The following is a 12,095-nucleotide window of genomic DNA, read 5'->3' on the forward strand; positions in this document are numbered from 1 at the left end:
GCCTCGCGGCGCAGGCTGACTGGCGCCGCCCCCAACGTACATGAAACCGGAGACGCGATCGGAGACGTTACTGATGGTTATCGATCCACATGCGTCCCCAGCGAAATGCGTAGGCCAGTGCGTGCTCTTCGTCGAAGAAATAATCGAGCGCGTCGAATGAATAATGCTGCTCGTGATTGGCGGAAGTTTTCTCGATGGTCAGATTGGCGGCGAACAGGCCGTTCGGTAATTGTTGTGCGGCCGGTGCAACTTCATAACCCTTGTAGCGAATATGTGCGTTCATGATTTTTTGCAGTCGTTATGCCCCGCTTGCGTCGAAAAGGCCGGCACTTCGGACGCAACCCCTAGGGTCACGCGGCCGGTAAATCAGCGGGCAGGATCAAGCCTAGGCCGCGCTGCGCAGCGGGTGAACCAATCTTTTGTCGTAAGCAAATCTGAAGGGAAGTGTGCAGAAGCCCCGATCGGATCATATTCGCTGTGTTCGAACACACTATCCGGCGTAGCGGGATACGGGTCTGTTATGTGCCGCACGTTCGCGCGAACGACCGCGCCGTGGGCCGCCCAGGCGGGTCCACGGCGTTGCGAGTCCGGTAGTGGAAGGGGATTTAAACCGCGTGCAGCAGGCGCGCGGGTTGTGCTTCCTTGAGCGCGTTGCCGGCCGGCGGCGCGGCGGCCGCCGTGCGGTGCGCATTGAACGCCAGCGCGAATTGCGCGGCCTGCTGGCCGACGGTGGCGAGCTGATCGACGACCTTCGCGTCGGAGCAGGTGTCGACGGTATCGAAGCGCGTTTCCAGCGTATTGATGCCGGCGCCGAACGGCGTGGGCCAGCCGCGCAACGCGTGGACGATCGAGCGCAACGACGTCAGCACCGAGCCCGCGGCTTGCCAGCCATAAGCCGTGACGATACAGCCCACCGCGCGGCCGTCCAGATACGGGCGCTCGTCGGCGCGCAGCTCCTCCAGCGTGTCGAGCGCGTTCTTGACCAGGCCGGACACGCCGCCGTGATAGCCGGGCGTGGCGATGACGAGCGCGTCCGCATGGCGCACGGCCTCGATCAGTTCGAGTTGTTCGTCCGTGCGGTGAGCCTGTTCCGGCGCGTAGTGGGGCAGGCTATGCAGGAAGGTGCCGCCGAACAGGCGGGTGTTCGCGCCGGCTTCCTGCGCGCCGCGCAACGCGAAGCCGAGCGCGCGCTCGGTCGACGAAGCGGCGCGTGTCGTGCCGCCAATGCCGATAACGAGCGGCCGGCGATGATGATCGAAACTGGTCAACGAAATGCTCCTTCGGTAGCGGCTCACGGTGCGCCGGCACGGGGCTGCGCGCGGCGGACCGGGGCGAACCGGACTTTGAAGCGTTATCTTAATCAGCGCCGGGCCCCGCACGAAGTGACTTTATGTTCTAACGATATAACCGCGCGGCGTTTGGCGGAGCGGCGGCGCGCCCGCCTTCGGCGTAGCGGAGCCTATGCCGCATGCGCCGCAATGCACTTGAAGCCGCGCCGGATAAGCATATGCCGAAGCATTGTTTGGGGGCGCGATGACACGCGGCTATGATCGAATCGTCTCCTCCATGACACCTCCTTGACATGGGACTCGGCCCCGCCATGCAAATGGCGGGGCCTTTTTTTATCCGCACTCCGAGCGTTTTGCGGCTTGGCCACTTCACGATAAAGCCGTTTTCTGCATGTTACGATCGTCCGCAAAGCCAAAAACACGGCGAGGTCGAGCAAGCAATGGCAACTCTTTATGACACCCTCGGCGTGCCCACGCACGCCACCGACGAAGAAATCAAGCGGGCTTACCGCAAGGCCGCGATGAAGTGGCATCCCGACCGCAACAGCGGCGCCGAAGACGTTGCGCGCGCCACCTTCCAGGAAATCAAGGACGCGTACGCGATCCTCTCCGACGCCGCGCAGCGCAAGGTGTACGACGCGGTCTACGCCGAGCAGATGCGTGGCTGGGAAGCGCAGCACGCGCGCCAGCGGAAGGCGCAAGCCGAGCGCGAAGCGGCGACGCGCGCCGCCGATGAAGCCGCGTACACGGAGATGGTCTCGCTCGCCATGCGTTTCGCCGACGAAGGCCACAACCGCGATGTGCTGTTCGGCGTGCTGCTCGGACGTCGATGCGAGGCGCGGCGAGCCGCGCAGATCGCGGACAGCGTGTCGGCGTTGCAGGCCGCGCGGCGCGAACCGGCGAAGGCCGAAGCCGAGCCGGTCGCGGCGGATGCGTCCGAGAGTGCCGAAAGTTCGGTCGCGACCGAGGCCACTGCGGCGAAAGATGACGCCGCCGCACGGGCTTCGCCAGGTCACCGCGCGCATCAGGACAAGCGCGAGGAACCCGTGGGCGATACGCATCCAGCCGGTGCACTGAGCGGGCTCTGGTTCCAGTTTCTCAACGGCTTGCGGCTCTGACGCATCACGGCGGTTGTCCGGCGATCCGTGCGAGTTCGGCGGCGAGTTCGTCGATAGGCATCATTCAGCCGGCAGTCCGCGGATACTTCGGCGCACAACCGCAGCCGTGTGACGAATGGCGCCCTGGCCGGAAGACCATAGAGGTAGACCGAATTGATATAGAGAGCAGGCTTTAGCGTTCGAATCCGCACTTCTAAAATCAAAGACAACGTCCGCAGCCTGGGTCGCCGGCGTCGCCCGAACGCCGCCTCGAGAGCGACGCCTGCTCATTGCCACGCGGTCCTGCTTCGTTTGACTTCCACGCAGTCAATTCCGGGAGGCACGACAGCCATGTTCACTTTCATCGTAGTCGTTGCGGTGGCGGCGTTTATTCCCTACGTCGCGGCACCCAGCATCGCCAATGGCGTCAAGGCGATCAGCACACCGCCCGCGGCCATGAGGTTCGATACTTCGCCCGCCGCGGCAACTGACGGAAGCGACGCGGCCAACCGCATCGTGTCCGGCCGACACGAGAGCGACGCTTCGGTGTGACTGCCCGATCCCGGTTTGCTCCTGTCGAAGGCTGAATGAAAGCTTGACGCTTGCGCTGGTACACTTCGGCGCACGCGCGATGCGCGGTGCCCGTAAGTCGGCAAATCCTGGTACAAATTCTCGTGGCGCAACAAATTTGAACATCGTAGTGTCACGAGGGCGCAAGACTGAGCCGGCAGAATTGCACGCAGAATCAAACAAAAAGACACGGGTACGGGGTAAGCGTGATCAGAAAATATAGGGTGCTGTTTCTCTGTCGCGAGAATTCAGCACGCAGCATCATTGCCGAAGCTTTGTTGCGGGAACTGGCGGGACACCGGTTCGACGCGTTCAGCGCGGGTCCGGAACCGGCCGCGCGGGTACATCCGTGCGCGGTCGCGCAATTGCGGCCGGGCATCTCGGACCTCGGTATTCTCAGTCCGAAAAGCTGGCTGGAATTCACCGGTGAATGGGCGCCGCGCATGGATCTCGTCGTCGCGCTGGACGAATCCGTCGACGCACACCACGCGCCCGCGTTTCCTGGCGAGCCTGCCACGTGCACCTGGACCTTGGCCGATCCGCTCGCCGACGGCATTGCCGAATCCGAGCGTGCGCGCCTGTTCGAGAAGGTGTTCTGGCAAATCGTGCGGCAGATGAGCGCGTTTATCGAACTGCCGCAATACGCGGCGCCGGCCGGCGCTGTTGCAACGGCCACCATTCCCGCGTTGAGCGCGTCGACGCAGCGCGTCACGACATGCGACGCGTGAACCGAGGCGCAGGCGCTGCCTCAGTCTGACTCAGCACGCGGCAAAAAGCCGGCAAAAGTCATTGCGCGGTTTTCGTGGGACTTACGCGACAACGCGTCACATGTGTGCATGGCACAGGTACATGCGTGCTTGCGAACGCGCCGAACCGGCGGTCTCCCACGGAGGAATTGCGGGGTGATTTCTTTACGCTAGCGGCTGAATGATACGGTGGTCTATCGATTGTTCGAACGCGCGAGCGGGCTTCCGGCGAACGGGTCGTTCTGCCAGTCCACGCGTTTTTTCGGCTGCGGAGCAGGCGCCGGCGCGGCCGACAATTCAAAGTGGTCGATGGATTGACCTGCGCTGATTGCCTGTTTGAGCCATTGAGGCATTTCGCCCTGGCCGTCCCAGCTATCTCCAGTTGCGCTACGGTAGCGTCCCGGCTTTTGCGCGGCCGGCTCGGATGCCAGCACTGCAGCCAGGTCTTCTGGTTTGATGCCAAACTCTTCCATGCGATGGCGGAGATACGCAATCATGCTATCTCGCTTCCTTTCGTCCATAAGATATTCGTCCTTCTAAAACGTCCGGCGTTCTGTCAATTACAGATTGCAAGGCAAATCCGCGAATGCATCGATCCATATAAATGGGGACGGCCCGCCGTGTGGTTAACGATTGAAGGAAATCCTAAAGGCAGCGTTTAGAAAACGCCGCTCAAAAATAGCGCGGTGCAGCATCTGGCTGACCTGGCCGCCAATCAAATTCAAGGGTATCGATCAGTGAATGTTCAAGCGCTTCGCCGTGCGGCAAGGAAGGCAGCGTATGACTCACGCCAGGCCTCATGCTCACAAGGGAAAAAACGGTATTGACGATGCACTGATTGCGGCAGGCCGGTTTCATCTCCACGCTCCGTCTCTCGCCGGTACTTCACGCGGGGCCGATTATTGTCGTTATGTCAGCATCATAACGCACTGCGCGACCAAAGCACGTACCGGTTTGGGTGATTTTGTGCAAATCTCTTCTTTCCAACTACTTCGGCTGCGGCAAACGGGCCGGGTGTTCCGCGATTGAATTCCTGAGTGGCCGAGCTATAAAGAAATGAGCGGAGCCAAAATCCGTGCTTCCAGCCTGCGGCGACCGATTCCGGCTAGCCGCGAGAACGCGTCCGACATCGGTTGCAGGTCTGGCAACTCATTACTCGTTTAGTTCGATGACTCGCCGCAGCAGTAGGCATCGGCATCGACTCGTCCGTCAGCCCATTGGGCAGCCTGGCTTTTTTTCACGGATCAATTCTTTGGAGGACGAGAACTGCTGCGCCGGATTCAAGGAGTCTGGACATGAAACTACGACTATGGATGGCGCTCGCCAGCGCCGTATTCCTGCTGGTGCCGAAAACAGCGGGCGCGCTGGGCATCGAAGGCCAGCAGGGCGCCGGCGTGTCGGGCCGCGCGCTGATGCAACAGAACGCGAACGAATCGGCGCAAGCGACGACCGACATGTCGTTCAGCGACTCGGGGCAGGGCATGCCCGGCGCCCAGCCGGTGCAGAACGTCTCGTACGGCGGCGTAGCCGGGGGGCAATCGCAGGCGGGAGGTCCGCAAAATCAGCCCTGCATGTCTTCCGCGCCGCAATGCAGAATCTATTTTGGTCAATGACCGGTCGGTCTTTGGGAATGCGGTGCGTATTGACGAGCACCGTATTCCCGTCAACTGCGGTTATGCGAGCGCCATTGTGTTTAGCGGATGACCGGCGCGCTCGCTGAAGCGGCCCATCATCGTGTTGAAACTGTGTCCTTGCACCGCGGCGTCCTCGGTGAATCCGCGCAATTCGTCCAGCAGTGCGCGCCACGACGCATGCCAGCGCGTTTCCTTGATGCACGCCCCCAGCGAGTCCGCGATACGCAGCACGCCGTTGTCCGGATAGAAGGTGACGGTGAGCGGCATGCCGTCGATCACGCAAGTGGCGGTGCAAGGGCGGGTGGTAAGCATGGGCGTCGTCCTCTTTATGTGAGATGAGCGAGTGTTAAAACGCTGACGTGCGCTTCAGCAAACGCTGTGCCCAGGTGACGCTCGCGCTTCGCAGCGCCTGCCGCGCGACGGTCGCGCAGGGAGTCGAGCGCGAAATCCGCGCGAATAACCCCACGCCCAACCGCGATTTTTCGGAGCGGTCAGCGAGCGAGTTAATACGATGTTATGGTGTGGTCTATTCGGGTTTTCACCCGCTGATTCTCCAGATTGCAATCGCGTCACTTCCGGCAAGCAGGCCCATATGGCCTGCTTTTTTAATCGTGCCGGGCGCTTTGCGAATGGATTAGCGCGGTGCGGCCGCTCCAATCTCACCCGTTGTTAATACACTCGCGAACAATACTATGTTGATCGAAGACAATCTGCCGGCGAGCACGGCCTCGCTGGACGATGGCGCATCGTCGTCCCTGCGTTCATGGCTGGCTGTCATGGCTGTCGCCATCGGCGCTTTCGCTTTCGTGACGACGGAGTTTCTGCCGGTCGGACTGCTGCCGCGCGTCGCCGCGGATCTGGGCGTGTTGCCCGGCACCGCCGGCCTGATGGTCACCGTCCCCGGCGTCATCGCCGCCATTTCAGCGCCGGGTCTGATGCTGGTGGCGGGGCGCATGGATCGCCGGCGCGTGTTTCTTTTGCTGACGGCTCTGCTGCTGGCGTCGAATCTGATCTCCGCTTTTGCGCCGAATTTTCTCTGCATGCTGCTCGGGCGCGCGCTGCTCGGCGCCGCGCTGGGCGGATTCTGGACGCTCGCCACGGCAGCCTCTGGGCGGCTCGTGAAGCCCAAGGATTCTGCGCGCGCCATGGCCACGATTCTCACCGGCGTGACGTGCGCAACGGTGATCGGCGTGCCGCTCGGCACGTTCATCGCGAGCTTCGCATCATGGCGCGTGTCGTTCATGGCGACCGGCGTGCTGGTCGCGGTGGCGCTGGTCGCGCAGTTCTTCTTCGTGCCGTCCCTGCCGTCGACCGCCGCGCTGCGTCTGCGCGATCTGGTGGCGCTGCTGCGCCGGCCGCATCCACGCCGCAGCATGCTGATGGTCGCGCTCGCTTTCGGCGCGCATTTTTCCTCGTACACGTACATCACGCCTTTCCTGCTGCATAACGCAAATCTGGACATGTCGACGATCACATGGCTGCTGCTTGGCTTCGGCATTATCGGGTTCTTCTCGAACTTCGCGGTTTCGTCGACGGTGACGCGCAACCTGAAGGTGTCGGTCGGCGCGATGGTTTCGCTGTTGATGTTCGCCTTGGTGTTGCTGCCGCTACTCCAGCATTCGACGATCGGCGTCGTCGCACTGGTGCTTGCGTGGGGCGTTTCCTTCGGCGCCTTGCCGCTGTGTTTCAGCATCTGGATTCAACGCGCCACGCCGGATTCGCCCGAAGCCGGCTCGGCATTGTTCGTGAGCATCATTCAGGTTGCGATTGCATTGGGGTCGCTGGTGGGCGGCGTGGTGGTCGACCATGTGGGGATTTCCGCCGACTTTCTGCTCGGTAGCGGCCTCGCGTTGCTGGGGCTTGCCGCGCTGGCGAGCTTCGGCCGCGGCGAACAGAAGGTCGCCGATAAAGCGGTGGCTTGCCCGGCGTGTACGGAATAACTGTCGGGTATCGGTTTAGCTGTTCAGACCGTACTCACGGTAATTCAACCAGAACGCAGAAGCGTGATGAATCGACAACGCAATCAAGCTATCAAACGCCACTTGCGGTGGGCGCTGTTCGCAACGGTCACGCTCGGTTCCGCTTCCGCATTCGCGGCCAGCTTCGACTGCGGCCGGGCGCGATTGCCGGATGAAAAGGCCATCTGCGCGTCACGGCAACTGAGTGAGATGGACGTCGAAATGGCCGTGCGTTACCAGATGCTGACGGGCCTGGTTGCGATGGGCGCGCGGGGCAACATGCAGGACGAGCAGCAGGCTTGGCTGAAGTCCAGAAAAGCCTGCGGCGCTAATCAGTCGTGCTTGCTCAACGCGTACCGCCGGCGCATCGGAACGCTCAAGGACGAGTACGCGAACCTCGCGAGGCGCGGACCGTTCTAAGTGCGCTGCGTGTGTCCCAGAAACGGGTGCGGAATAAAGAGCCGCGAAGGCAAGCCGAATTCGATCCGTCAGTGAGCAGCGGAAAAGCCAGGCGCGCCTCTTCCGCGCGCGACCGAACGTATCGCTCACGTCGCCGTCTCAACGCGTTACCATGAAAATCTTCCGCTGCTTATCCCCCGATTCAGGTCCCGATGCGCTCAACTTTCACCAAATGGCTTTTTATCGTCTACCTCCTCGGTAGCGGTACGCTGTATTCGATCATCATCCTGCTGCTGTTTCCCTTCGTCGGACGGGCCGGCCGGTACTGGCTGGCGAGGCAATGGTGTCGCGCACTGGTCTTCGTCATGCGTTGGCTACCCGGCGTTTCATGTTCGATAGACGGGCTCGACAACCTGCCCGACGGTCCGGCGATCATCCTCTCGCGTCATGAATCGACGTGGGAAACGCTCGCGTTTCTCGCGATTTTTCCGCGCCGCGTCAGTTTCGTGTTCAAGGAAGAGCTTCTGCGCATCCCCTTCTTCGGCTGGGTGTTGCGTGGCCTCGATATGGTCAGCCTGAACCGCGGCTCCGCTCGGCAGGCTCACCAGGCTGTGACGAAGGAAAGCGCGGAGCGGCTGGCCAAGGGCGATGTCGTCGTCATTTTCCCGGAAGGCACCCGGGTCGCGCACGATGCGCCGTTGCGGATGACGTCCGGCGGCGTTCGGCTGGCGTGCGCGACCGGCGTGCCGGCCGTTCCCGTGGTCCTGAACGCGGGCAAGGTCTGGCCGACAAAAGGCTGGCCGGAGGGCCGCGGGCATATCCGCGTGGTGGTCGGGCCGCCGCTGTCTCCGCAGGACATGACACAGCAGGAACTGAGTCACGCGGTCCACGAGTGGATGAAAAACGAACTGCTGCGGCTTTGACGATGGTCGAGCCCGCATGCGGCACGGCGGATCGTTTGCGGTGCCCTAGCCTGGCGTACCGCTCGATTGAACTGGAACCCATTTGAGCATATGGTGATTGCTCCCTAGTCCAATCGGAGTCCTGTATGCGATGTCTTGCAATGACTGCGGCCGCATTGATGGCCGCTGGTTTCACCCTGTCCGCGAGTGCCCAGGTGGTCGTCACCATCGGTCATTCGGCGCCGCTCACCGGTCCGCAGGCGCCGAACGGCAAGGACAACGAGAACGGCGCACGGCTCGCCATCGACGAACTGAACAAGTCGGGCGTCACCGTCGCGGGTCAGAAGGTCACCTTTAAACTGGACTCGCAAGACGACCAGGCGGACCCGAAAATCGGCGTGCAAGTCGCGCAGAAACTGGTCGACAGCGGCGTGCTCGCCGTGGTCGGACCGTATAACTCGGGCGTGGCGATCCCGGCATCGCGCGTCTACAACACCGGCAATGTACCGATGCTGCCGGTCGCGTCGAACCCGGCGCTGACGAAGCAGGGCTTCAAGAACATTTTCCGGATCGGCGCGAGCGATGAGCAACTGGGCGGCACGATGGGGCAGTTCGCCGCCAAGACGTTGAAGGCCAAAACGGCCGCTGTCATCGACGACCGCACGGCGTATGGTCAGGGCGTCGCCGAGCAGTTCGTGAAGGTTGCCAAAGCGAACGGCATCCAGATTATCCAGCAGGAGTTCACCAACTCGTCGGCAACGGATTTCCTCGGCATTCTGACGACCATCAAGGCCAAAAATCCCGACGTGATTTTCTTCGGTGGCTACGCAGCGCAGGGCGCGCCGATGGCTAAACAGATGCGCCAGCGCGGACTCCGGGCGAAGCTGCTCGGCGGCGACGGCATCTGCTCGGCCGACATGGGCAAGGTGGCGGGCGACGCGGCCTCGATCGTCTATTGCGCACAGGGCGGCATTGCGCTGGAGAAAACCGCGGCCGGACGCGAGTTCCTGCAGAAGTACAAGGCGGCCTACAACATCGATACGCAGGTCTACGCCGTGAGCTATTACGACGGCGTCAAGTTGCTGGCCGACGCGATGGTGAAGGCGGGCACGACCACGGACAAGGCCAAGCTGACCGCCCAACTCGCGAAGGAAAACTATAAAGGCGTCGCGGGCACCTATTCGTTCGACGAGTACGGCGACCTGAAGGGCGCGCCGACTACCGTGTACGTCATCAAGAACGGCTTGCCGACGCCTTACGGTCAGTAACGGCAGACGGCTTGGTCCATCCACTTCACGACGCAGACATGAAAATTTCACGCACCATCCAGACCGTTGAAGTTCACACGGGCGGCGAGGCATTTCGCATTGTCACCAGCGGTTTGCCGCGTTTGCCCGGCGACACGATCGTGAAGCGGCGCGCATGGCTGAAGGAAAACGCCGACGATATCCGCCGGGCCTTGATGTTCGAACCGCGCGGGCATGCCGATATGTACGGCGGGTATCTGACGGAACCGGTCAGCCCCAATGCCGACTTCGGCATCATCTTCCTTCACAACGAAGGGTATAGCGACCATTGCGGCCACGGTGTCATCGCGCTCTCGACGGCGGCGGTCGAACTGGGTTGGGTTCAGCGTGAAGTACCCGAAACGCGCGTCGGCATCGACGCGCCGTGCGGGTTCATCGAAGCATTCGTGAAGTGGGATGGCGAGCACGCCGGCAACGTTCGCTTCGTCAACGTGCCGTCGTTTATCTGGAAGCAGGACGTGACCGTCGAGACGCCGTCGTTCGGCTCGGTGACGGGCGATATCGCGTTCGGCGGCGCGTTCTACTTCTACACCGACGGCGAGCCGCATGGTCTCGCGGTGCGGGAGTCGTCGGTGGAAGAACTCATCCGCTTCGGCGCTGAAGTCAAGCAGGCGGCCAATAAGGCGTTTCCTGTCGAGCATCCCTACATTCCCGAGATCAACCACATCTACGGCACCATCATCGCGAATGCGCCGCGGCATGAGGGGTCGACGCAAGCCAACTGCTGCGTGTTCGCCGATCGTGAGGTGGACCGTTCGCCGACCGGCTCCGGAACGGGAGGCCGCGTCGCGCAGCTTTATTTGCGTGGGAAACTGGGCAAGGACGACACCCTGGTGAACGAGTCCATTATCGGCACCGTGTTCAAAGGGCGCGTCTTGAGCGAAACAACGGTGGGTGATTTCAAGGCCGTCATTCCGGAAGTCGAAGGCAATGCTTTTGTCTGCGGCTTCGCGACCTGGATAATCGACGAGCGGGATCCGCTCACCTACGGGTTTCTCGTTCGGTAGGCCGGACGAGCCACGGCGCCTAGAACCGCTCGACCCACGGGCGGAGTTCGACTTCCCACGTCCACGCGCTGCGGTGCTGACGATGAATGTGAAGATATTCCCTGGCAATCGCGTCGGGGTCCAGCCATTTGTCGTCGGCGTCGCCGTCTTCCCAACTTCTTGCAGCGCTGGCAATGCCGCCGTCGATCACGAAATGCGCGACGTGAATATTCTTCGGCGCGAGCTCGCGCGCCATGCATTGGGCCATGCCTCGTAGCGCGAATTTGCCCATGGCGAACGGTGTCGAGCCGGGCAGTCCTTTCACGCTGGCCGTTGCGCCGGTTAGCAGGACGGTGCCGTGGCCGCGCGCCAACATGCGCACCGCCGCGGCCTGGGCGACGAGAAAGCCGCCGAGGGCGGTGATCTTGAAGGCGTCTTCGAGCTTCTGTGGCTCGATGGTTTCGAGTGGCGCGCGATAGCGGCCGCTCGCGTTGTAGACCACGAGATCGGGAGCGCCGAATGCTTTCTCCACGCGCTCGAAGAGGGCAGTGACCTGGTCCGGTTGACTGGCGTCGCAAGCCACGGGCAGGGCGCCCGTCTCGTCGACCAGCTCCGTCAGCTTGCCGGTGTCGCGGGCGGCGAGCGCGACCTGCATGCCCTCCGCCGCGAACAGGCGCGCGAGCGAGGCGCTCAAGCCCTTGCCCGCGCCGACAATCAATGCAGTCTCAGTTCGACTCATGGTTCCTCCGGAATCAACAGGGACGCGTCGCGGCGTGGGTGCGCCGCGTCATGCCTTGCTGATTGTAGGCGCTCGCCGTGAATTGCACTGACGTTGAGGATGGCCGAGCCGATGGCTCAATGAGCCGTTTCGATGACGCTCCAGATCCGTTCGTGGGAGTCGCCCGTGAATTGTCTGGCGATCACGGCCCGGCATTTGTCGCAGCGATAGTGCTCAAGCACGAGCGTGCCATTGCACTCCGCGACACCGATTAGCGTGAGGTTTTCCTGTCGTTGCACATCGACTGGCAGGCCGTCGATATCGGAGCATCCATCGCAGACTTCCATGGCGCCTCCTGACGTTCGCATCCATCGTTCAGATGAGGAGCCCGCATGGGGCAGGCGATGACTGATGCACCCGCAGCAGAGAAGCCGGGTTAAACCAGTATCGAACGCGACGGAGCGGTTGTGCAAGCGCAAAAAAAATAAA

Annotated in this window: 16 protein-coding genes; 9 read left to right on the forward strand and 7 right to left on the reverse strand. The window is 62.2% G+C overall.

Going from position 1 to position 12,095, the window contains the following annotated elements:
- Positions 1 to 67: 67 nt before the first annotated feature.
- Both B0G81_RS07885 and B0G81_RS07890 read right to left on the reverse strand, forming a co-directional pair.
- Entirely contained in the window at positions 68 to 283 is a 216-nt protein-coding gene (locus B0G81_RS07885) for a transcriptional regulator (protein ID WP_106277508.1), read from the reverse strand.
- A 322-nt stretch (positions 284 to 605) separates the two neighbouring features.
- Positions 606 to 1,268, reverse strand: a complete 663-nt coding sequence (locus tag B0G81_RS07890) for an NAD(P)H-dependent oxidoreductase (protein ID WP_116120609.1) — start codon at positions 1,266 to 1,268, stop codon at positions 606 to 608.
- Positions 1,269 to 1,729: 461 nt separating this feature from the next.
- Here B0G81_RS07890 and B0G81_RS07895 point away from each other — a divergent pair, with 461 nt between their 5' ends.
- The 3 genes from B0G81_RS07895 (at position 1,730) to B0G81_RS07905 (ending at position 3,684) form a co-directional block, all read left to right on the forward strand.
- A complete protein-coding gene (locus tag B0G81_RS07895; RefSeq protein WP_134134175.1) occupies positions 1,730 to 2,407 on the forward strand; it encodes a J domain-containing protein in 678 nt (225 codons plus the stop codon).
- Between the two features lie 330 nt (positions 2,408 to 2,737).
- Positions 2,738 to 2,938 (forward strand): hypothetical protein, encoded by a 201-nt coding sequence (locus tag B0G81_RS07900; RefSeq protein WP_134134179.1) that lies wholly within the window; start codon positions 2,738 to 2,740, stop codon positions 2,936 to 2,938.
- A 224-nt stretch (positions 2,939 to 3,162) separates the two neighbouring features.
- Positions 3,163 to 3,684, forward strand: coding sequence for a low molecular weight phosphatase family protein (locus B0G81_RS07905; RefSeq protein WP_106277516.1), 522 nt, complete (start codon positions 3,163 to 3,165; stop codon positions 3,682 to 3,684).
- A 212-nt stretch (positions 3,685 to 3,896) separates the two neighbouring features.
- Here the strand turns inward: B0G81_RS07905 and B0G81_RS07910 are convergent, their stop codons facing one another.
- Together B0G81_RS07910 and B0G81_RS07915 are read right to left on the reverse strand one after the other, a co-directional pair.
- Positions 3,897 to 4,223, reverse strand: a complete 327-nt coding sequence (locus B0G81_RS07910) for an H-NS family nucleoid-associated regulatory protein (protein ID WP_106277518.1) — start codon at positions 4,221 to 4,223, stop codon at positions 3,897 to 3,899.
- Positions 4,224 to 4,374: 151 nt separating this feature from the next.
- Complete coding sequence (locus B0G81_RS07915) at positions 4,375 to 4,560, reverse strand: hypothetical protein (RefSeq protein ID WP_134134183.1); 186 nt, start codon at positions 4,558 to 4,560, stop codon at positions 4,375 to 4,377.
- 437 nt (positions 4,561 to 4,997) lie between these two features.
- Here B0G81_RS07915 and B0G81_RS07920 point away from each other — a divergent pair, with 437 nt between their 5' ends.
- Positions 4,998 to 5,315: a hypothetical protein gene (locus B0G81_RS07920; RefSeq protein ID WP_106277520.1), complete on the forward strand. Its 318-nt coding sequence runs from the start codon at positions 4,998 to 5,000 to the stop codon at positions 5,313 to 5,315.
- A gap of 60 nt (positions 5,316 to 5,375) precedes the next feature.
- Here B0G81_RS07920 and B0G81_RS07925 read toward each other — a convergent pair whose 3' ends face one another.
- A complete protein-coding gene (locus tag B0G81_RS07925) occupies positions 5,376 to 5,648 on the reverse strand; it encodes a hypothetical protein (RefSeq protein ID WP_134134188.1) in 273 nt (90 codons plus the stop codon).
- Positions 5,649 to 6,028: 380 nt separating this feature from the next.
- Between B0G81_RS07925 and B0G81_RS07930 the strand changes: the two genes are divergently transcribed.
- The 5 genes from B0G81_RS07930 to lhpH all read left to right on the forward strand — a co-directional run bounded on the left by B0G81_RS07930 (position 6,029) and on the right by lhpH (position 10,909).
- Complete coding sequence (locus tag B0G81_RS07930) at positions 6,029 to 7,276, forward strand: MFS transporter (protein WP_134134191.1); 1,248 nt, start codon at positions 6,029 to 6,031, stop codon at positions 7,274 to 7,276.
- A 66-nt stretch (positions 7,277 to 7,342) separates the two neighbouring features.
- Positions 7,343 to 7,714: a lysozyme inhibitor LprI family protein gene (locus B0G81_RS07935; RefSeq protein WP_134134195.1), complete on the forward strand. Its 372-nt coding sequence runs from the start codon at positions 7,343 to 7,345 to the stop codon at positions 7,712 to 7,714.
- A gap of 191 nt (positions 7,715 to 7,905) precedes the next feature.
- On the forward strand, positions 7,906 to 8,616 hold the full coding sequence (locus tag B0G81_RS07940; RefSeq protein ID WP_116120622.1) for a lysophospholipid acyltransferase family protein: 711 nt from the start codon (positions 7,906 to 7,908) through the stop codon (positions 8,614 to 8,616).
- A gap of 125 nt (positions 8,617 to 8,741) precedes the next feature.
- The gene (locus tag B0G81_RS07945; RefSeq protein ID WP_116120623.1) at positions 8,742 to 9,863 is read left to right on the forward strand and encodes a branched-chain amino acid ABC transporter substrate-binding protein; all 1,122 of its coding nucleotides are present in this window, start codon (positions 8,742 to 8,744) and stop codon (positions 9,861 to 9,863) included.
- 38 nt (positions 9,864 to 9,901) lie between these two features.
- Complete coding sequence (gene lhpH / locus B0G81_RS07950) at positions 9,902 to 10,909, forward strand: trans-3-hydroxy-L-proline dehydratase (protein ID WP_134134199.1); 1,008 nt, start codon at positions 9,902 to 9,904, stop codon at positions 10,907 to 10,909.
- A gap of 19 nt (positions 10,910 to 10,928) precedes the next feature.
- Here the strand turns inward: lhpH and B0G81_RS07955 are convergent, their stop codons facing one another.
- Complete coding sequence (locus B0G81_RS07955) at positions 10,929 to 11,627, reverse strand: SDR family NAD(P)-dependent oxidoreductase (RefSeq protein WP_134134204.1); 699 nt, start codon at positions 11,625 to 11,627, stop codon at positions 10,929 to 10,931.
- Between the two features lie 116 nt (positions 11,628 to 11,743).
- Complete coding sequence (locus B0G81_RS07960) at positions 11,744 to 11,953, reverse strand: hypothetical protein (protein WP_106277534.1); 210 nt, start codon at positions 11,951 to 11,953, stop codon at positions 11,744 to 11,746.
- Positions 11,954 to 12,095: the final 142 nt, after the last annotated feature.

The organism is Paraburkholderia sp. BL6665CI2N2 (assembly GCF_004366535.1).
Lineage (GTDB): Bacteria > Pseudomonadota > Gammaproteobacteria > Burkholderiales > Burkholderiaceae > Paraburkholderia.

Bases quoted from the DNA above. Each gene is read 5' to 3' on its own strand.
- B0G81_RS07925 (WP_134134188.1), bottom strand. From the start codon at position 5,648: ATGCTTACCACCCGCCCTTGCACCGCCACTTGCGTGATCGACGGCATG.
- B0G81_RS07955 (WP_134134204.1), bottom strand. From the start codon at position 11,627: ATGAGTCGAACTGAGACTGCATTGATTGTCGGCGCGGGCAAGGGCTTG.
- B0G81_RS07915 (WP_134134183.1), bottom strand. From the start codon at position 4,560: ATGAAACCGGCCTGCCGCAATCAGTGCATCGTCAATACCGTTTTTTCC.
- B0G81_RS07900 (WP_134134179.1), top strand. From the start codon at position 2,738: ATGTTCACTTTCATCGTAGTCGTTGCGGTGGCGGCGTTTATTCCCTAC.
- B0G81_RS07960 (WP_106277534.1), bottom strand. From the start codon at position 11,953: ATGGAAGTCTGCGATGGATGCTCCGATATCGACGGCCTGCCAGTCGAT.
- B0G81_RS07920 (WP_106277520.1), top strand. From the start codon at position 4,998: ATGAAACTACGACTATGGATGGCGCTCGCCAGCGCCGTATTCCTGCTG.
- B0G81_RS07885 (WP_106277508.1), bottom strand. From the start codon at position 283: ATGAACGCACATATTCGCTACAAGGGTTATGAAGTTGCACCGGCCGCA.
- B0G81_RS07945 (WP_116120623.1), top strand. From the start codon at position 8,742: ATGCGATGTCTTGCAATGACTGCGGCCGCATTGATGGCCGCTGGTTTC.
- B0G81_RS07895 (WP_134134175.1), top strand. From the start codon at position 1,730: ATGGCAACTCTTTATGACACCCTCGGCGTGCCCACGCACGCCACCGAC.
- lhpH (WP_134134199.1), top strand. From the start codon at position 9,902: ATGAAAATTTCACGCACCATCCAGACCGTTGAAGTTCACACGGGCGGC.
- B0G81_RS07910 (WP_106277518.1), bottom strand. From the start codon at position 4,223: ATGGACGAAAGGAAGCGAGATAGCATGATTGCGTATCTCCGCCATCGC.
- B0G81_RS07930 (WP_134134191.1), top strand. From the start codon at position 6,029: ATGTTGATCGAAGACAATCTGCCGGCGAGCACGGCCTCGCTGGACGAT.
- B0G81_RS07940 (WP_116120622.1), top strand. From the start codon at position 7,906: ATGCGCTCAACTTTCACCAAATGGCTTTTTATCGTCTACCTCCTCGGT.
- B0G81_RS07935 (WP_134134195.1), top strand. From the start codon at position 7,343: ATGAATCGACAACGCAATCAAGCTATCAAACGCCACTTGCGGTGGGCG.